The sequence below is a fragment of the Desulfoplanes sp. PS50 genome, from assembly GCF_053851535.1.
On sequence record NZ_JBSPZA010000024.1, the window covers coordinates 1 to 19,426 of the forward strand.

The 19,426-nt window shown below is 53.8% G+C and carries 11 protein-coding genes and 1 rRNA gene; 3 read left to right on the forward strand and 9 right to left on the reverse strand.

All coding sequences use genetic code 11. The features are described from left to right. A 16S ribosomal RNA gene (locus tag ACTVJH_RS11100) occupies window positions 1-310 on the reverse strand; the annotation flags it as partial. 818 nt (window positions 311-1,128) lie between these two features. Between ACTVJH_RS11100 and ACTVJH_RS11105 the strand changes: the two genes are divergently transcribed. Next, on the forward strand, window positions 1,129-3,813 hold the full coding sequence (locus ACTVJH_RS11105) for an adenosylcobalamin-dependent ribonucleoside-diphosphate reductase (protein WP_455990490.1): 2,685 nt from the start codon (window positions 1,129-1,131) through the stop codon (window positions 3,811-3,813). Window positions 3,814-3,987: 174 nt separating this feature from the next. Here the strand turns inward: ACTVJH_RS11105 and ACTVJH_RS11110 are convergent, their stop codons facing one another. From ACTVJH_RS11110 to ACTVJH_RS11125, 4 genes are all read right to left on the reverse strand, one after another. Further along, the gene (locus ACTVJH_RS11110; RefSeq protein ID WP_455990637.1) at window positions 3,988-4,287 is read right to left on the reverse strand and encodes a GIY-YIG nuclease family protein; all 300 of its coding nucleotides are present in this window, start codon (window positions 4,285-4,287) and stop codon (window positions 3,988-3,990) included. Next, complete coding sequence (locus ACTVJH_RS11115; protein ID WP_455990493.1) at window positions 4,287-4,724, reverse strand: C-GCAxxG-C-C family protein; 438 nt, start codon at window positions 4,722-4,724, stop codon at window positions 4,287-4,289. The genes ACTVJH_RS11110 and ACTVJH_RS11115 overlap by 1 nt, the downstream gene beginning before the upstream one ends. A 202-nt stretch (window positions 4,725-4,926) precedes the next feature. Next, window positions 4,927-5,418 carry a universal stress protein gene (locus ACTVJH_RS11120; protein ID WP_455990496.1) on the reverse strand — a complete coding sequence of 164 codons (492 nt, stop codon included), beginning with the start codon at window positions 5,416-5,418 and terminating at the stop codon, window positions 4,927-4,929. A gap of 36 nt (window positions 5,419-5,454) precedes the next feature. Then, on the reverse strand, window positions 5,455-6,414 hold the full coding sequence (locus ACTVJH_RS11125) for a serine/threonine protein kinase (protein WP_455990499.1): 960 nt from the start codon (window positions 6,412-6,414) through the stop codon (window positions 5,455-5,457). A gap of 244 nt (window positions 6,415-6,658) precedes the next feature. Between ACTVJH_RS11125 and ACTVJH_RS11130 the strand changes: the two genes are divergently transcribed. Further along, entirely contained in the window at window positions 6,659-7,360 is a 702-nt protein-coding gene (locus ACTVJH_RS11130; RefSeq protein ID WP_455990502.1) for a MotA/TolQ/ExbB proton channel family protein, read from the forward strand. Between the two features lie 123 nt (window positions 7,361-7,483). Here the strand turns inward: ACTVJH_RS11130 and ACTVJH_RS11135 are convergent, their stop codons facing one another. The 3 genes from ACTVJH_RS11135 to ACTVJH_RS11145 form a co-directional block, all read right to left on the reverse strand. Further along, window positions 7,484-11,101 (reverse strand): PEP/pyruvate-binding domain-containing protein, encoded by a 3,618-nt coding sequence (locus tag ACTVJH_RS11135; RefSeq protein WP_455990505.1) that lies wholly within the window; start codon window positions 11,099-11,101, stop codon window positions 7,484-7,486. 442 nt (window positions 11,102-11,543) lie between these two features. Then, complete coding sequence (locus tag ACTVJH_RS11140; protein ID WP_455990508.1) at window positions 11,544-15,230, reverse strand: pyruvate carboxylase; 3,687 nt, start codon at window positions 15,228-15,230, stop codon at window positions 11,544-11,546. Window positions 15,231-15,286: 56 nt separating this feature from the next. Further along, complete coding sequence (locus ACTVJH_RS11145) at window positions 15,287-16,120, reverse strand: biotin--[acetyl-CoA-carboxylase] ligase (RefSeq protein WP_455990511.1); 834 nt, start codon at window positions 16,118-16,120, stop codon at window positions 15,287-15,289. A 463-nt stretch (window positions 16,121-16,583) separates the two neighbouring features. On the opposite strand from ACTVJH_RS11145, the gene ACTVJH_RS11150 reads away from it, so the two are divergent. Continuing rightward, the gene (locus ACTVJH_RS11150; RefSeq protein ID WP_455990514.1) at window positions 16,584-17,081 is read left to right on the forward strand and encodes a PilZ domain-containing protein; all 498 of its coding nucleotides are present in this window, start codon (window positions 16,584-16,586) and stop codon (window positions 17,079-17,081) included. A gap of 166 nt (window positions 17,082-17,247) precedes the next feature. Here the strand turns inward: ACTVJH_RS11150 and ACTVJH_RS11155 are convergent, their stop codons facing one another. Next, on the reverse strand, window positions 17,248-19,392 hold the full coding sequence (locus ACTVJH_RS11155) for a TonB-dependent receptor (RefSeq protein ID WP_455990517.1): 2,145 nt from the start codon (window positions 19,390-19,392) through the stop codon (window positions 17,248-17,250). Between the last annotated feature and the right edge of the window lie 34 nt (window positions 19,393-19,426).

A 19,426-nucleotide genomic window follows, 5' to 3' on the forward strand; every position in this document is an offset into this window, starting at 1 on the left:
CTCAGACCAGCTACTCATCGTCGCCTTGGTAGGCCGTTACCCTGCCAACAAGCTAATGAGACGCGGACTCATCTACAAGCAATAGCTTTCAGGAAGAGGCTATCTTTACCGACAATCAATATATAATTGCCAGACCATCCGGTATTAGCTCCACTTTCGCGAAGTTATCCCGAACTCGTAGGTAGATTATCCACGCGTTACTCACCCGTGCGCCACTCTACTTACCCCCGAAAGGGCTTTCTCGTTCGACTTGCATGTGTTAGGCACGCCGCCAGCGTTCATTCTGAGCCAGAATCAAACTCTCCAGTTATGAAATGAACCCAGGCCAGCTCTTGCGAACCGACCTTTATGCTTAAAACCTTAATATGTTCTAACTCGCTATTTAATTGTCAAAGACCTTGCCTGCTTACATCAGCAAAACGCAGCTTCTAATCTCCTGCGCGCTACCGTGTCAACAAGTTTCTCAATCAAAGATCAGGTCGCTCCCGCCAAAAAATCAGGACGCGACAAGGAGAAGTTTACTAGCCAAACCACCCTCTCCTGTCAATCGATTTTTTATCTTTCTTGCAGATCGGTCTGAGATCAAAATCACCTCACAACCACCCGCATCCCATCGACCCGTCTTCGTTCTCAAAAAACAGATACTTCATATTGTATTCCAACAACTTGAACCGGACCTCTTCGCCTTCACGGCCTGTCCCGCTCAAGAGATGCGCTTTCTATGGACACCAGATCCTTTTGTCAAACACTTTTTTTAAAATTCTTTTTTTAGCATCATAACACCCTGTATAAATTTTAAAAATCTATAACCATCGGCCAGGCCTCAAAAAAATTTGCTTCTGTTTTATTCCACAGTCACAAAATTCACGTCAGGCCTCGTTTTTCTTCTCATACTCGCTTGATCCGCTTGGAACGCCCCTTGTTTCGTCATTCTTTTATGTGTACGTTCCCGAGTTCCAACTTTCTGATTCACCCGGCAGGAATCAAGGCAATCCGGTGTAATTCCGGGACGGTACAGCCGCTGCTCTTTATATCACAGTCAGCACCCTGTTCCTGTTGCATGTCTTATTTTCAACTCAATATGGTAGGGATGTAGCCACCACGGTTCATCCGTTAAGGAAACTAAGTATGCCCGAAACACCACTTATCACCCGAGAATCCGCAAAGATGGCTCTTGAGGAGCATATCAGATTTCAGGAATCCGTGAGCTCCAAAAAATATCAGATCCGTGACCGCAAGGGCCGATTGCAGGAACACTCCTTCACCGATGTCAGGAACCGATTATGCCGGGAATTTTTGAAACATTCGCGGTTCGAAAAAGATGAAAACGAACAGGTCTGTGAAATGCTGCAGACAGGACGATTCATCCCTGCGGGTTCCATCCTGAGTGGCCTCGGAAACGAGTACAGCAAATGTTCATTAAGTAATTGCTACCTGGCCAAGATCGAATCCGATTCGCTCGAGGGCATCTTCGAGGCCCAGAAAAAACTGGCCAGGACTTACTCCTATCGAGGCGGAAGCGGCATTGACATCACCATTCTCAGACCGGCAGGCGACCCAGTGAACAATGCCGCGGTCAGTTCATCGGGCGCGGTCAGTTTCATGCCCCTTTTCAGCGAACTGACCAACACCATCGGTCAAAACGGCCGGCGGGGTGCGCTGATGATCTCCATGGACATCCGCCATCCCGACACCCGGCGGTTTATCTGGAGCAAAAGCAAACCCGAGGAAATCTTCGGGGTGGATTCCCTGACCGGCAAAACCCAGGACGTGTTCGGGGCGAACATCAGTCTCAAGGTCACAGACACCTTCATGCAGGCCGTGGAAAATGATCTGGACTGGACCTTTGTCTTTCCGGATCGAAACCGCATCACGGCAAGGGTGGTGAATCCATCGACTCTGCAATTTTATCCCGAGGTATTCAGAGCCCTTGATCCACAAAACGATGACCGGATCGAGGCGGAAATCGTCTACAAAATCATCTCTGTGGACCATGAAAACCATTGCATCGAGGTCCAACCGGACCTTCCCGCCGGCGAGGAACTGGCCGCCCTGCCCAAGGGCCAGCTGACCTTTTCAGTATCTAGGCGGCGCAAAAAATCCTCGGGCATCTTCGATCCTGTCCGTTCGGTGTACAATGTTCTGTGGGACGGGGATTACAGCAGATGGGAAGACTTCGGCCTTCCACTCAAAGCCTATGCTACAATCAAGGCCCGTGATCTGCTCGAGGAGATCAGTGCCTCGGCATGGCAATCAGGCGATCCGGGCATTTTGTATCTCGATACCACCCAGAACCTCACCCCGGGCACCTTTGTCGATCCCCTCCGGCTCAAGCCCATGTCCACCAACCCGTGTGGGGAGCAGAGTCTGGGATATTGGAACAACTGTCTTTTGGGGGCCCTGGTTCTGCACAGGTACGTAGCCAACCCCTATACCAAGGAAGCCCGTTTTGACAGGGATCTTTTCAAAAGTGACATCGCCTTGACCGTGAGTTTCATGGACACCATGTCCGACCTGAACCAGGACAAACATCCCCTGGCCGAACACCAGGAGGCGGACCGATACGGCAAACGAATCGGCATTGAATTCACGGGCCTGGGCGACATGCTGGCCATGCTCAACATGCGCTACGGCAGCGAAGAATCCATCTCCTTTCTCAAAGAAGTTCTCAGGGAAAAGGCGCTTGCGGAAATCGAGGTCAGTGTCCGGATCGCCCAAAAGCTGGGATGTGTCCCGGCCCTGGAGGACAGGATCGCCCGAAAACGGTTTCTGGAATGTCCCTATATCACGAATCTCGATCTGCCCAAACAATTACAGAAACAGATTCTCGCGACAGGGCTGCGCCACACCGCCTTTAATACTGTCGGGCCATCCGGGTCTATTTCCATCATGTCAGACAATTGCACCTCAGGGATCGAACCTGTTTTTTTGTTCAGCTATACACGGGAAACCCGACTCGAGGCGGGCAGGGTCTTCGAATTTACCCATATGCCCCCCCTCAAATGGATGGTGGAGACCAATCAGGAAGATCTCTTTGGGAAATACACCGCCCTGGATCTCAAGAAAAAACTCAATTATGTCCAGGCCGACGAGCTTGACTACATGGACCGCATCCGCATGCAGGCCGCGATCCAGGAATTCACGGACAGCTCCATCTCTTCGACCATCAATCTTCCCGAAGACACCCCCAAGGAGATCATCTTCCAGATCTATCTCCAGGCATGGAAACATGGCCTCAAAGGGGTGACTATCTTTAGAAATGGCTGCAAAAAAGGCGTACTGGGCAAGAAAGAGGACAAGAAAGACCCCGAACCGACCATGCGTGGCCAGAACCCCAGCCTGTTCGAACGGGAACTCGAGGATATCGAACGGGCCGAGCGGCACCGGGTCATGTGGAAGGGGTCCAAGATGTATATCATCGTCTCCCTGGACGAATCAGGCAACCCTATTGAGATCTTCGTCAAACTCCCCAAAGAGGCCGGGGTGACCGGGGATGGCATCTACAACGAACAGGTCTTCCAGGAAAAATATTCTCTCTGGGAAACCATCACCCGGCTGGCAAGCCTTCTGCTGCGGGTGGGCATGCCCATCAACCGGATCATCACTCAATTGGACCGCTCCAGCTACAACATCATCGACGCAGCGGCCATCATTGCCAGAATTCTGCGCCATTACGTTTCCCTGGACATGGACGATCAGACCATTGTCGCCAAGGGGCTGGGCGATCCCTGCCCGGAATGCGGCAAACACGCCTATGTCCCTGAGGGCGGGTGCAAGATCTGCAAGGCATGTGGATTCACCACCTGTGGCTGAAGGTCCCGGGCACACCAACGCACAAAGGACCGGAGTCATTGACTCCGGTCCTTTTTTTGTCAGACAAAAACATCGGTTCAAGCGGCCTGTAAAAAAGATTTCCACCACACGAGGATCGACACAGGAGACAGCCCGTTATCCAGGGTGTACATCCGTCCCCATGAACCGACAGGTTCATGGGTCTTCCATTTTAAGATACGCAAGCAGGTCCTGCCGCTCCCATTGCCTTGCAACGATCAATTCCTTACCGGCCCTGGCAAGTTGTTTGATCCGGTATTCCGTCTGGTAGGCCCGCGATTTGGAGTCCAGTGCCACCCAATAGACCAGCTCGACCACTTTTCTGGCCCGGGTGTATCTGGCCCCCTTGCCCAGACGATGTTCATCGTACCGTTTGGAAATATCAATGGTTACACCGGTGTACAGGGAGTCATCCCCACAGCGGAGCATGTACACATACCAGGTGCGATTCGGCATCACGGATGAACACGGGCTGCATCGATGGACTCGATAAATGCCACGGCGAACCCGATGCTTTGTACAGTCAAAGGCTCGCAGGGATGTCCTGGATTGTGCGGGCCGAATCCTTCGGGACGCAATTGGCGGCACAAAAGGGTCCCGAACCGTTCCTCGAACCGGCGGGCAAACTCCCGGCACCAGCCGATGGTCTCCCCGTCGGGCAGGCCGTTTGCCCTTCCCCATATCCCCAGAAACATGAGCGGACCTTCGACCAATCCGCATTGGGCACCATACTCGCCGGCACCGTGCATGCCCAGAGCCGCGTCCAGTACCTGATCATTCATGGGAATGCCGAAAACCTCTCCCAGAATTTTCAGAGAGGCTGTGGCACAATTGATATCGTCCCGCCAATAATAGACCGAGACCCGGTCCCGGATGAGTTCCTTCCTGTCCATAGCAAGTTCACCTGCCCCGTATCGATCGACTGATCCCTGCAATCCGCCACGGACTCGGATCCAGGGGTTCCCGTTCCTTCATCCTGAACCTGACCCGTAACTGCCCGGGAGGGATCGTTTATCTCATCATGCCCGACCTGTCGAGATTTCTACGGGGCAACCCCAGGGCTGATCTATCGGCCTGGGGGTGTTTGAAGACAATCTACTCCACCACCCAGATCGTGCCGTTTGTGGCGTTCTGCATGACCGAGGTGGAAACGCTGCCAAAGAGAAACTCCTCGGTTCGGGAAACCCCTCGTCGGCCGATGACAATGGTCCCGTACCCGCCCTTCTCCTGAACCCGCAGGATCTCCTGGGCGATGCTCGTTCCCGGGGTACAGTAGTCGGTGGACTCGTGCAGGGGCGAGGTACAGCTGACCACGTATTCCTCCGTGATCCCGTCATCCGGGATACCCAGCTCCCGAAGCATCGTCTTGGCCTCTCCAAGAAAGGATCGCAGCCGCTGCTCCTTGTCCTGGGCGGCCTGCTTCCACGCCTCGTCTGTGGCGAACCTGTCCCGGTTGGGCGGTTTTTCCACATAAAGCAGACAGATACGTACACCCGGAGATCCCCCGAGCATCTCCCCGACATAGGAAACCGCCCGTTTGGAGTTTTCGGACGAATCCACCGCTATGAGCACCTTTTTGCGTTCCATGGTTCCTCCCCTTGCGTTGAATGGTATCTGCCTTTTTTAGCCGGTCATATCCCCGAGGGTCTGTTCGAGGTCACTCAAAAATTCATCCGTATGGGTATAAAAGACCCGGGCACTCTGGGCGAAATGCATGAGTACCCTGTTCAGGGATTCCGGGATATAGGGAAAAAGCATTCGCAGATTGGCCAGCCGGCTCGCAAAAAGCATGGAAAAATCGCCGGAATCCGGAGAATTCTTTCCAATGGCCTCGAGATAGGGTCGCAGGTTGTGGGGGGTATAGAACCGCTTGCCGACCAGAAAGAGAAGCAGATTACCCAGCCCGAACAGATCCAGACCGTAGGGATTCTCATGAAATTCATAGGTGTAGTCGAAATCGATCCACACGTAATTCCCTGTTCCATATTCCACAAAAAGGTGATCCCGCCGGATATCCCCGTGGTTCTCCCCGTGGCGATGGAGAAATCGAATGGCCTCGCACGCGGTCATGAACTTGGTCAGGATGTCCGGAAGGGCTTCATGGAAATAGGTGGCATGATCCATGTCCAGTTCATCGACCGCCTCGGCAAGCCGCTTACCCCGAACCACGGTCAGGATACGCACATTGTTTCCCACGGCATCGTCTACGGCAACGCCCTGCATGAAGCGGTTATCGCCACGGACCAGCTTGAGCATGCGCGCCTCCTTGCGGGGACTTCGATAGGCGGTTATCTCCACAGGACCGAGCCGGATGGGAAAATTCTCGTAAAAAACGAGCTTGATGATCCGCCGCTCCCCGGTTTCCAATTCCCTGCACCGTTTGACCCAGTACTTGGGATCCTCCACCCCGAAACTGCACTCCTTTTCATCACGCAGCACCAGGTAGTGTCTGCCCCCGAGAAGCATGACATCCCCATGATCGATATTCATGAACTCGGTGGTGTCCTCGTAGAGATTCCCGTATCTTCCTATCGACCCTGTGGGGTACATGCGTGTTACAAGATCTTTGACCAGACGGGACATGAATCCTCCTGCAGCCATTGAGTGGTGCGAGCAGCGCCTTGCCGACAGTCCCTGGATGGTCGGGATAATTTTTCCGTGGCCAAGGCGCAAGGCACATCGTTCAGATTCAACCTGATTACATACACACTATCAGACATCCCCTCCCTTGTCAGCACACAATGCCCTTGTGGACAGAAGATCTTGACCCGGAAATGGAGCTCACCTACAAGAAATACATTCCTTCCTCTGCAACACGGTTTCGGACATGATCCAGCTTCTCGATCTCCTCTCCTCGACCTCGCCGGTGATCCTCGCGGTTTTCGCCATTCTCATCATCATGTCCGTCATCTCCTGGTCCATTGTATTTCTCAAGACCATCCAGCTGATACGTCTGCATAACCTCCTGAAAAGAGACATGCGTCTGTTCCGGAAACCAGCCGATCCCCTCAGCCTTGCGGATCTGCTCGATCGATCTCCCCGGTCCATCGTGCGGAGCATGACCCGGGAGGCGCTCCTCGCGGTCACGCACAGGAAAAAATTTCAAAATACATCACCCTCCGGTCATGAGATGGCAACCTGGTTCCACACACGGACCACGGAACTCATGGATGAAAAAATCCGTTCCCTGCAATCAGGGCTGCCTCTTTTGGCCATTTGCGCCAGCACCGCACCGCTACTCGGCCTTTTCGGGACTGTCTGGGGGATCATGCGATCGTTTCATGCCTATGCGGAACTCAAGACGACCACCCTGGCCACAGTCGGCCCCGGCATCGCCGATGCCCTGTCCACGACCGCCTTGGGGCTGATGGTCGCCATTCCGGCAACCCTCGCCTACAACTCGTTTCTCGTCCTTCTGAACAACCGCCGCAACGATCTCGCATACTGTTCCAGACACATGGTCCTGGTTTTTGAGGATACACTGCGTACCGATGGCGCGAAAAACGCTTCGGTCCCGCCTCGTTCCTGACACATCTGCCATTCACCCTGATTTTTGCCCATAAAAAAGGACGACCTGTGCTGTGCACAGGTCGTCCTTTTTTATGGGCTATCTTCCGGACACGTAGTGTATGTGACCGAAAGTCTAAGGTAGCTACCAGAGGTGTTTTCGCTGTTCTTCCATGGCCTTCTGCTGTTCTTCGAAGGTGGCAAACCCGCCCTGATGCAGGGCATCCTCAACGGTCTGGGTCCAGTCCCAGGCAGCATAGATAACCGGCTTGTGGAACATGGCCCTGAAACCTTCGAGTTCCTGACGGTAGAATTCTTCCTGAGCCGATCCAAGATTGTCCCTGAGCTGATGCATGAGGCGAGCGTTCTCGCCGTCGAACCATTCCGTCAGGTCCTCGGGGGTGACGTATTTCTTTAGGATATGGCCATATCCTTCTTTTTGGAGCAAGGTGCGAACCCGTTCGAGGTGCTGCTTTTTGATCCAGTCGCCAAGGCTTGCAACCGTGATGTTTTCCTTTTCAATGGCCGCAACATCGTACTTGGTTTGGGCGTAGGTGTCCGGAACAACAGAGGCTGAAACGATTCCGGCCACACATACCAGGCCACGAATGATTTTGCTGTTGGAGACCCCCTGACCGCAAAAACCGACTTTCTTGCCGTACTTCTGACCGGTAAAGATGGTCGTCAGGATCGCCCAGACAACTGAGGGATCCTCCTCATCGTAGATGTGCTGAAGTCTGGAGTTGTCGCGGTCCGTGCCGAGAACGAGCTGGGTCATGTCATTGGAACCGATGGAAAATCCATCGAATTCCTTGATGAATTCCTTGGCCAGAATGGCATTGCTCGGAATCTCGGACATCTGGATAACCTTGAGATCGTCCTCACCCGAACGCAGGTTGTGTACCTGGGAGAGATAATCTCTGAGACTCCTGGCTTCCTCAAGGGTTCGGACAAAGGGGAGCATGATGTGCAGGTTGCGCCCGCCAAAGGCACCCCGAGCCAGCTTGAAGGCCTCGAGTTCCCAGTCATGAATATTTCTGGAGACGCCGCGGTAACCGAGCATGGGGTTGTCTTCTTGGAATTCAAAAAGAACACCCCCCAGAAGATTGCGGTACTCGTTGGTCTTGTAATCGGTTGTTCTGTAGATGATACTTTTGCCGTAAAAGGCCATGGCAAAAAGACCCAACCCCTGGGCAAGGGTCTGAACATAGAGTTCCTTACCCGTTCTGTATCCTCTGGAGACAAGAATCTGCTTGATCCGCTCGGGCAGGGTTTCGAGCATGTTCATCTCACGCTGCAGGCCGACCTTGCGGGCCACATCCTCGCGCAGGGCCTTGATACGAGCCATGAGGTCAACCACATAGGGATCATTCTCGATCCTCTTGACAATGGCCGCGATCAGCTCGTTGACCTCCTGGGAACGTCGTTCCTCGTCGGGATCGGAAAAACCGAGATCCTTGGAATCAAGAAAGCCCATGATCGCCTTGACATGGTCGTGCAGGTTTTTGGATGTCTTGAGGATATCCAGACGCTGGGTAGCCATCTCCAGATGATCATCCATCTTCTTGTCCAGCTCGCGGATCTGACGATGGATGGCCAGAACCTCATCCGTGCCCTTGAGCCCGGAAGCATTGGAAAGATCTTCCATTTCCTGGGCCAGACCCGTGACAATGCCCACATACTTTCTGAGTTTGAAATCAATGGAAACAACCCCGGCATCCAGCTGTTCCTTAAGTACCTTGGTCAGATCCTCATCGATTTCAGCAAGTTTGTGCCTGACGGTCGATTCCAGAGTTCCTTTGTCATAGGCCTCCAGGGCCATGGGATGAACCCCGATATTGCCGAGCATGAACTCGGCCCTGAGCAGCCCCACCTCAAAATCCGGAACATCGCGTAAACGGGACAGAAACAGGGATTGACCCACATCTGCCAGAATGAGACCGATCTTGGTCTTGGTTGCCGGCAGCTCGGCCACATCGATGATCCCACCGACCTCTTCCATGGGAATGAGTCCCCGGTAGATGCATCCTCGGGAACCATCCACCGTGACCTCCTGGCCGTCCAGGGTTCGCAGAATCTCGAGACGCTTGATGCCGATGACGGCCGGGATTCCCAGTTCACGCGAGGTAATGGCCGCATGGCTGGTATCCCCCCCTGCGTCGGCCATGATTCCCGCAGCGATGCGCATACCGGGAACCATGTCAGGATCGGTCCGTTCGGCAGCCAGGATATCTCCCTTGTTGACCTTGTTCAGTTCCAGGGCCGAGCGCAGAAAACGAACCGTCCCCTGGCCTGCGCCTCGGGAAGCTCCGTTACCCTGAAGCACGACTTCGGCGGTCTTGAGGGCATCGGGTCTGACCTCCATGCGGCGCATGAAAATCTTGGAGGGATGTTTGTCCAGATCAGCATTCCACCGGGTTTCCGGACGTGCCTGGACAAACCAGAGACGATCCCATTTGTCGATGCAGAACTCGGAATCCATGATCATGCCGTCATAGGCCTGACTGATGCTGCGCACTCCTTTGGCGACCATCTCGGCCTGGGCAAGAGAGAGCGACCACCGGCAGGCGGTTTCTTCTGAAACCTTGACGACCTTGGTTCCACTCCCCGAATCGTCATAAACGATCTTCTTGTCCTTGCAGCCCATGTACCGGATGACCACTTCCTGACCGTCGTCGCGCTGAAAGACATAGAACTTGTCCGGCGTGACCATGCCGCTGACAACGGCCTCACCCAGACCGTAACTGGCATCAATGGAAACCAGATCCTTGCGGTCGGTCCCCCTGCATCCGGTTGAGGTGTCCGCACTGAATGCGGTTCCGGAAATGACCGGATTGATCATGCGCATGATACAAACGGACAGAGAGGTGTTCTCGATGGACCATTCTTTTTTGGCCTGGATGGCGATGGACTCGTCCCCTGTTTCCTCGGCCTTGGCAACGGCATCCAGAATGGACTCGCGACGGTAGGTCATGCTGCGAAGGTTATAGGCCGAAGCACAATCCCAATGGTAGGCCTCGGCCACATGGACATCTCCGACAATATTCAAATAGGTGTCCTGCAGACCGGCAAAGGCCTTGTTGCGACTGTCTTCACCAGCTGCGGACGAACGTACGGCAACAGGCACGCTCTCGAGCCCCGCTTCCTTGCAAATGGCCTTGTAAGCCTCCCGGACGGCTGCATCGACCTCCTGGGGCAAATCCACGGAAAGGATGGCCACCTGAACCAGAACCGAGCGCTTGCGGAGCTGATCAATACCTTCAGGGGAGGTGGCGAACCCTTCGACCACATTGTTGACAAAGGTCCGAAGCCGAGTGGTTCCGACCTCGTCACCTGATTTGGCCTTGAGCTGTTTGGCCACCTTGCGGACAAAATTCTGTAGGAAATCCGGATCCTTGTTGATTTCCTGATCGGTCCAGTCGATATTGTCATATTCCTTGTCAACAATGGCCCTGACGGCAGCTGCATTGACCTTGGTGGAATCAAGAACAACATGAAATGCATTGGAAGAGATGGCTCTGAATTGCGGAGCACGGATATTTTCGATAGTGCTGATAATGGCGGTATTGTAGTTTTTCCCGCCGACAAGAAGCTCGGCATCCGGCCCTATGGTCACGATATCATGACCATTGAGAACAAATTGTTCCCTGATCTTCTCGATATGTTTCTTGGGTGTCCCTTTCGTGGTTGATTTTACTTGAACCTCGGAATTCTCTTTCCGAGTCGTTGGATTCTCGGAAACCTTTTCCTGAGTCTTTGCCATCTTCTTTCCTCCTGACGAATCGTAACAGTCTTCAGCCGAAACAAGCCTAACACCCTGAAATCATATGAAAAGTAATTAGATTTTTAGGCAACAACAATGTACGGTAATTTAGCCATTTTTCACAGCCTCCGTCAACAGATTCCTGTCAGACGCACAAGGCAGATTTGTTCTCATCCAACCATCTAACAAATGTGTCCTGGTCAGACGTGCGCTTCCTGGCCGGTCAAGCGGTAACGATGAGACACTGCAAATACAACTCCAAGCAATTAGTGTAGAACTTTTTCAGACAACCGTTTACTCTCAAAACGGCTTTTCAGGACATTTACATGCACAATTCTCCATACAAGCAAACATTGCTGTCATGCAAAACAAGACACTGTCCACAAAAAGTACAAAAGGCCGGAAGCATTCATGCTCCCGGCCTTGTTCGTATGAAGAGTGTTTACAGTTTTTGACCGCAAAAGGCACAGAATTTATCTTCCTCGCGCACGGCCGGATGTTTACAGGTGGGACACCGTCTGGGAATGGGCATCAATTCAACCAGCAATTCACCCTCGTGAACAGGAACCATTTTTTTATCTTCCTGGTAGTCGGCAACCTTGAGGACCCGTTTGACCATCCCGTGAACCGTGGAAACGACGGCCTTTTCCTGTTTCATGATCGAGATATTGAACAATTCCTCGCCAGGCTTGACAATGTCACCGGGCTGCACCTGCATGACCCAGAGATCACCGTTACTTGGAGAGCCCACATGAAGGGGGTTGTCTTTATCCGCAATCTCAAAGGCATTTTCCTCCAGCCCCGTGGCCTCAGCCACCTTGACCTGGTGGGAAAAGAACTCGGAATCAAGGGAGTATCTGACCACACTATTCCCCCTGGCATCGGGATCAGTGATCGACAGCAGAGTCAGCAGATGATGCTTGCCCTGGGAGTCGCGGAAGTAGAGATCTCTCCCGGTTTCCAACCCCTCGAACCAGACATCCAGAGGAAGCTGGTTGGCGTCCCCAAAATCCCGAACAAAATCAAAGGTGTTCAGGGCATCACCAGGATGATTCAGATAGAGCACCAGCTCCTCGTCTGAAGGATCACGCTCGAGATGATCAACCAGGGCCTTGCGCTCGGCCTCGACATCCATGTCCGGAAGCGTTGCCAGAGGGGAATTTTCTGTGCGCTCCATCAGGGCATGTTCATATTCATCGCCAAAGGCACTCTCATAGACCCATCTGTCGGGAAACCCGAGGGGAAGACGACCGAATTTGCCAAGCAAAAGATTCCTGAAGGCATCGTTACAATTTTTGTACAGAGCAAGACGTTCGCGTTTAATCTTTTCGGAAAGGGATCTTTCCGGGGTGGTTACTACGGTATCGAGAACATTCAAAAGCCTGCGAACGGCTTTCTTGCCCCCGTTTTTAAAGGCACCGGTCACGGCCAGAAAGGCGGTGTTCCAGGTGATCTGAGAGCCTGGGGTCACATCATGATATCTGACGATCTGCCTGGTTCCCTCCAGAAACTTGAGCATATAGGGTAAAAGATGGATGTAGCCCTGCTGCATGGCACCTTCCTGGGAAGACGAGGTAGCGCCGCCGGGCATGCCGTGCTTGACCACATCATAGTCGATCCCCTGAAAATACGGGGCTGCATACTTGTCATAGTAGGGCATGACCTGCTTGAGCACAAATCCACAGGTCCTGATCATCTCCTTGTTCAGATTCGTCTTCAGCCCCAGTTCGTCCTCAATATATGCAGCCGTAGAAAGTACCTCGCCCTGGCCGTACCAGCGAACCGAAGCCCCGATGGCCGTATCCACGATATGGGCTCCGGCCTGAGCTGCCGCACCCACTGCCGGGACAAAGAGACCATCGGTGTAATGGCGGTGATAATGGACCACGAGTTCAGGCCAGGCCTTGCGAATGGACGCTACAAGCTCACTGATAAATCGGGGAGGACAGACCCCGGCCATATCCTTGAGACCGAGAATAATCTTCTTTTGAACCTTTTCCGGTGAAAGCCCGCTCACTGCCGCTGTCATGGCAAGGATTTCCTCGACCACCCCAAGATAATGGGGGACATCAAATCCCTTGGCCCAGGACAGAGAAATAGCCGGCTCGAAAATGTTCCTGGTCGAGTTGAGGACCACTTCGGCAAAAGGACGCATATTTTCGATATGATTCAAGAAATCAAAACAGCGAATCACATCGTAGTGCTCACAGATCATCTCGCCGGTCAGCCGCATGAGATTCTTGGGCTGCGGTTTATACCCAAGCACATTGGTTGAGCGGATGAGAATCTGTTTGAGCGTCTTGGGAGCGAATGCATTCCACTCTTCGGCCTCGGAAAACGGATAGGTCATATTGGCCAGCATGGCCACGTGAAAATGGGCTCCCCCACCGTTCTCCAGCGAGAAAAATCCGCAATTATCAAGATAGGGGCCTACCATCCTGTCTTCAGCCAGACGAAAACGATTCCCGCTGTTGGATTGGGTAATGTCTCTGGTCGTGGTATCCGTAAAATGGATGTATCCGGAATCTCGAACAAAATCCAAGATGGCGTCCCGGTCTCCCCGGGGATAGGGGGAACTGTGATACTCGGTCTCAATACGGGGGAGCACCGGTTTGAACTCCCCAAGACATTTATCGCCCTTGTACCGGTAGTCACCGAGTTTCACATAGGGATTATACCCCTTGGCGGAAATTTCGGCGACCAGCCGGGAGAGTCGCAAGGCCTCGGGTTCTTCGCATAAATAGCACATGAGCTCCGGGGTCTTGGCCACAAAATTGGTATCAAATTCCCCCCGGATGAAATCAGGGTGCTGGATGATCTTTGAATGAAAGGGAATGGTCGTCTTGATCCCGCCGATAATATACTCGCCCAGGGCCCGATCCATGACGCCGAGGACCTTCGACCATGATTTCCCATAGGCGATCAAAAGGGATGCAGCGGAATCATACTGGGATGGAAATTCATACCCGCCGGAAACGCACGAATCAACACGCACCCCCTGACCACCGGGCGAGAGATACCGGGTGATCACCCCCACGTTGGGAGAAAAATTCTTCTGAGGATCCTCGCAATTGATTCTGACCTGCATGGCCACATTGGCAGGAAGGGTATTCTGATCGTTGAGACGCAGTTCAGCCCCAAAGGCCACGGCTATCTGTTCCTCCACCAGATCGATGCCGTAACGACATTCCGTAATCCCGTGCTCCACCTGCAACCGGGTATTGGCCTCGATCAGATAAGGATTCAAATCCTGATCAACCAGAAATTCCACCGTGGCCAGAGATTGATACCCCACCTCCTTGACCAGCCTGATGGCATATTCCTTGAGCCGGGACCGAAGCTCACCGGTCATGGCGGGCCAGGGCGAGGGGGTGATTTCAACGAGTTTCTGATGATTGCGCTGCACCGTGCAATCACGTTCGTCAAAGGCAAACACATTGCCGTAACTGTCGGCAATAACCTGAATTTCAATGTGCCGGATGGAAGTCAGAAGCCGTTCCATGTACAGTCTGGGGTTACCAAACGATGCCTGGGCCAGGGCCGAGGCCTTGGAAAAGGCGTCCTCGAGCTGTTCTTCCCTGAACACCTCGTAGATGCCCCGACCACCACCGCCGCCCTCGGCCTTGAGCATGATGGGAAAACCCATTTCCCGGGCCATCTCCCGCGCCTCCACGATGCTCACGGCACCCTCGGAACCGGGAACGACCGGGATATCGAGCTTTTTGGCCAGTCGACGCACCTCGACCTTGTTCCCCAAAAGTCGCATGGCCTTACTGGAAGGACCGATGAAGATGATCCCGGCCTGTTTGCATTTCTGCGGAAAGGTATCATCTTCCGAGGCGAAACCCCATCCCGGATGGATGGCCACGATCTTTCTGGCCTTGGCCTTGGCGATGATCAGATCCACATCCAGATAGGCCCTGGGGTTCTCGCCGAGCAGCAGGAGTTCCTGGGCACAGGTGGTAAAGGGAGCGGTCTTGTCCACATCCGTGGCGGTCATTATGGGCACAGCCCCGAAAACTTCCCTGATGGAACGGACGATCCGCCGCGCGGGAATCCCACGGTTGGCGACGAGAATTTTTTTCCCTTTCAGACGGGCTGCGACGTGTTCAAAGGTTTTCTTTGTCATTGATCTGGCGACTCCGGTTCCTAGTTGATGTATCAAAGGATTCCATCGTTGATTCTTTAAAAAATGTCCCCATCGTCAACGGGAAAAATGCTTCCAGAATAGAGAATAGTTCTTTGTCCATGACGATCAAGAACAAGACCGCCGTCTTCCTGCAATCCGATCACACGGGCAAGATGACGACCATCACCACTTACGACCTGAACATGTTGATGCATGAAAGCCAGAAGAGGCTCGAGCAACGAAACGAATCCGGCAGGAGTATACGAGGTAAGAGTTTTTTCATACCAGAAACGTCCCCGGGACACAAGTTGTGCCCAAAGGTCCATACCATCCGTTTCCTGCAAGAACCCGGAAAAGTTTCCTGCACGCAGGGACGTTTCTGCCCGCATCTCGTCCGGTTCGGGAGAAACGGCCAGGTTGATTCCCATACCCACGACAAGAACCCCCCGACGCTCCTCAACAAGGATGCCGCCCACCTTGCACCCGTGGAGCACCAAATCATTGGGCCATTTGATATGCAGGCCAATTCCGCGGCCAAGAAAAAAATCATGTACCAGGGCACCAGCCATAAGGGGGACAAGGGAGTTCCATCCTTTTGGGGGTACCGGCCATCTCCAGGCGGCGTAGAGATTGCCCGGAGGAGAAATCCAATCCCTGCGCATCTGTCCGCGACCGGACCATTGGGATGTGGCCAGCACGGAATCCCAGACTGCAAGCTCCCCGGATCTGACCAATTCCCAGGCCACATCGAGAGTGGATGAGCATGTGCCAAAAACATGGATGGCCTCGCCCTCTCCGGTATCCATGCGGGAACGAAGCCGTTGAAGACCTGGGCCGGCATGGGGAGTGGCAATATCCTTCAAGGGAGTTCGGGGGCTAAGAATGCGCATGGTCCCTGCCTGGTGATCATATCTCATTAAATGTTCGCCCACTCATGCCCCAAAACCCCCTCCAAGGCCCCGTATTTTTCCGCCAAAGGACCTGATCGGTCCATAAACTGCCTGATCATTCGTTTCGCGTTAGCGTATCCTTGAAAAAACGAGACGGGTTCCTCGTTTATCCCAATCCCGGCTGCATGGTTGCATACAGAGCGTGCAACGCAAAGTATCTCTTTGTGGGTCGCCCGTTGGACAATTCCCAGCATCTTCCTTGTTTACCGGACAAGATGAAGAGAAAACTCGCTTTTTCGTCTTCAATTCCCGGAACGCCTTATCTCGAAATCTCTAAAACCAAAAAAATTCAACATGTTAGCAGATGGCATGTTTTTTCCTACAATGAACCAAATCGGCCCAGGCACACGCTACCCGGCAGGCATTCAGCTCGAGGTTCACGGATCTTTTCTCTATGAATATCATGAAAAAAACATCCAAGATATGCTTTAGAACGAGCGATGCGATAAAAAAGGCACTTATGGAAATGGCCGAAAACAGAAAAAAGAGTTTATCGTCCCTTATAGACACCATTCTAGCCCGCAGCCTGGCCCGTGAACAGGAAAAAAAGATGGACCGAAGAAAATATCCCAGGATGGAAGAAAAAATCCCCATTGTCATCCACGGAACGAGCAAGAGCAATTATTACTACCACTCCGGGGAAATTCACGACATCTCCCTGGGGGGCATCCGCATCCGCATCCCCAAGAACTGCAAATGCCGAATACGCTCCGAAGATAAAAACAATGTCTTCGAGGTGCTGTTCAAATTAAACCAGGCCGACGAACCCATCATCATCAAATGCACATCCCAACGGTTCGAAAAACGGGATGAAGGCACTATCATCGGGGCCTCCTTCCATGAGGCCGAGCTCAATAGTTATCAGCGGTTGCAGACCCATCTGCTCCTTGCAGCGAACTGAATATCCCAGAACACCTTTGTCCTCATCCACCAGCCTGAAAGATAGTGGATCTATGGGATACGCCGTTCAGCGTGACTTTAATCTCCCTATGCACCGGAATAAAACAGCCCGCAAGGATCGATGAACGCATCCTTGCGGGCTGAATCCATCTTTTTGACCAATACCTCTAAAAAGCGAGGGACAAGGCCACACCGATGGTCCGATCCGTTGCCGGATACCCGTCGATGTCCACATAGCTCTCGTTGAACACATTGGTGGCAAAGACCTTGAGCTTGCCGTCCTTCAACCCGTGATATTCCGTGAAAAGGGTCTGCTCCACGGCGCAGTCCACCAGATGGTGCGCATCCACGGTCGTTTCCGTGAAGGTCCAGTTGTCGCTGCCTGACGGTGTCTCCTTGCCGTTTTGCACAACTTCCCGATCCTGATAGGCGTAATCCACCAGGAGTTTGGTCCCCTCGACGACCTCGTAGGTCAGCCCGGCATTGAACCGGTTCCTGGCCCTGCCGTCCAGTTCGGTCTCCCCGGCGGGTTCGTCTCCCTTGTTCTCGAAATCCACATAGGCATAGGACAGATAAAAGGACAGGGGATCGCAGAGATGCCCCCGGAGACTCACCTCAACCCCCTTGCGCCAGACCTTGTCCAGATTGACCATCCAGTCCCTGTATTCCTGCCCAGGTGACACCGGGTTTGTGTTGCTGGGAGTAAATTTGGCGTATTTATTGTTATAGGCGAGAAAATCACGGATCTCGTAGAAGGAGCCGTCCACCTTGAACTGGACGTCCCTCCAGAGCCGGCGTTGAAAGACCAGATCATAGCCCATGCCGTGTTCCGGATCGATCCAGGCGCCGGACGGTCTTCCCTGGGGATTGAGCTCACCGTGATAGTCAGGGGCCCGCCATATCCGGCTCACGCCAAGGGCGAGACTGGTGTCCCGCATGCACGGGGCCAGGTGGTCCATGTTCCAGGTCAGATAGGATTTGGGAATCAGCTGATCCCAATTCCGTTCGATCCACTGGTCGCTACCCGAGATGTAATAGGTGCCCGCGCTTGAATAATTATTCACCCAGGCCTTCAGGCTCTCATAGCGCAGACCGAGCCGGAGGTTGAGACTCTCGGTGATGTCCCAGCCGTACTCTCCGAAGGCGGCCCAGGTCTGGATTCTTTTGTGATCGTTGTAGGCGTATTTCCAGGTGGCGCACCGTCCGTATCCGTCGAAGAGTTCGGCCATTTCCGTGCCCAGGGTCAGATCGTGCCCGGGAGCGAGTTCCATCTCGTTCATGAGCTTGGCGGTCCACTGCCGCCACTTGGTTTCCCAGGACCCGTCCGATCCGTCCAGGTTATCATACTGCCGGTCGGTATTCTCCTCGCTGTACATGGCTGCGAGATGCCAGGTCCCCCAGGGGCTCGGCTGGTGCAGATTGAGGTTGACGGCCTGGGCGATCTTGTCCGTCGTGGGATCCTGGGAATCACAGAATTCGGAAGCGTCCTGGACCGTGGGATAGTCCGAGTCATAGTCGGTCTTGGGATCATCCGGATCATTGTTCACGGGGAGTTGCCTGGCAGCGTCGGTATAAGAACCGCTCAGGGCGAGGTAGCCGCCGTTCTCCTGAACGTATCCGCCCCGTCCGTACACGGTCTCGATGTCCGCCTTGCTGTTCCGCAGATACCCGTCCGTGCTGTACTTCTGGACACCCGCATCATAGATGAGTCCCCTGACGCCTCCGTGCATGTCCAGGTTGTGATTCTGGGTGTTGTAGGAACGGTAGGAGGTGGAAAGATGCACATCGGGTTTGGGGGTTTCGAACCGCTTGGGGGTCCGGGTTTTCAGATTGAGGACCCCGCCGATGCTCTTGGAGGGATAAAGGGCCGAATGGGGCCCGGGCATGACCTCGACCTCTTCGATCATCCAGGGAGGCAGCAGGGCGTAATCCACGATATGGGAGGACTTGCGGCCTCCGCTCTGGCGCAGGGTCAATCCGTCGACCGAGGTCACGAACCGCCTGCTGCTGAAGCCGCGCATATAAATGGTGTCGTCGCTGGGAACCAGGTCGCTCGCCCCGCGGAAATCAAAGATGGGCAGGTCCCTGACCAGATCCGTGATATTTTGGGGGACTCCGGGTTGTTCATACGCATCGACCCGGATGACTTCCATGTCCGGAGCGACGAACACGTCGGGCGCACCCCCCTTTTCCAGAACCTGTACCGTGCCCAGATCGACCACAGCATCGGTGGCGTTCTCCTGGGCACCGGTCGAAGCGGCCCACAGGGCCGCGAGACACCAGCAGACAAACAGTCGGACAAAACAACGCATGGCAAAAACCTCCTTCGGGGTTGCCTTGAGGAGG